Origin of the sequence: Parendozoicomonas verongulae, assembly GCF_009711465.1 — a bacterium.
Taxonomy (GTDB): domain Bacteria; phylum Pseudomonadota; class Gammaproteobacteria; order Pseudomonadales; family Endozoicomonadaceae; genus Sansalvadorimonas; species Sansalvadorimonas verongulae.
Genome location: NZ_SMME01000570.1, coordinates 357 through 943 on the forward strand (window position 1 = coordinate 357; position 587 = coordinate 943).

Below are 587 nucleotides of genomic sequence, written 5' to 3' on the forward strand. Positions count from 1 at the left end.
GACCGTTTGAAAGTTACGCAGTCATGGCAGGATCACTAACGGAGCTGTCTGACGTTCAATATTGGAAAGCAGAGATACGCATTAATAACTCTCGCTCATGATATCTCCAGGGTTCATCTTTCTTCAGTTCAAGTCGATGGGGTTCAAGGGCGTTGGCTAGAGCAAAGAGTGAATCTGCTTTCTGTTTGAACTCGTGCTCCTTGTTTTCTTCAATGCCCAGGGTTTGCAGCATGGATTTAGGCCAGACAGATGCAAGACGGAAGCAGTGAGCCAGCTGACTGAGACAGGATGCACTTGTGCCTCCACTGTCCTCTACCGCACGAGCTGCCCAATGTAACGCTTTCCCCAGAAGAACCGTATGCTCGGGCATGATGTCCTTAACGACTGTAACTTCCTGGAAGTTTCGGAGACTTAAACAGAGGCTGGTTTCGAACCCTGAAAACAACTGTTTTTCCAGTTGCAGTTCATCAAACTGTCTCCACGCTCTCACACTAATGAAAATGGCCGCTATACCCAGCTCGATCTCCTTGTTATCACAGGGGGCATTCGCCCGTCCTCCGGCGGCCTGGGTGCGCAGCCGGGTAAAG

General features: G+C 50.3%; 1 protein-coding gene. It reads right to left on the reverse strand.

All coding sequences use genetic code 11. From position 1 onward, the window contains the following. Positions 1-55: 55 nt before the first annotated feature. Positions 56-587, reverse strand: a 532-nt coding sequence (locus E1189_RS01580; protein ID WP_196220993.1) for a hypothetical protein, incomplete at its 5' end; no start/stop codon positions are given.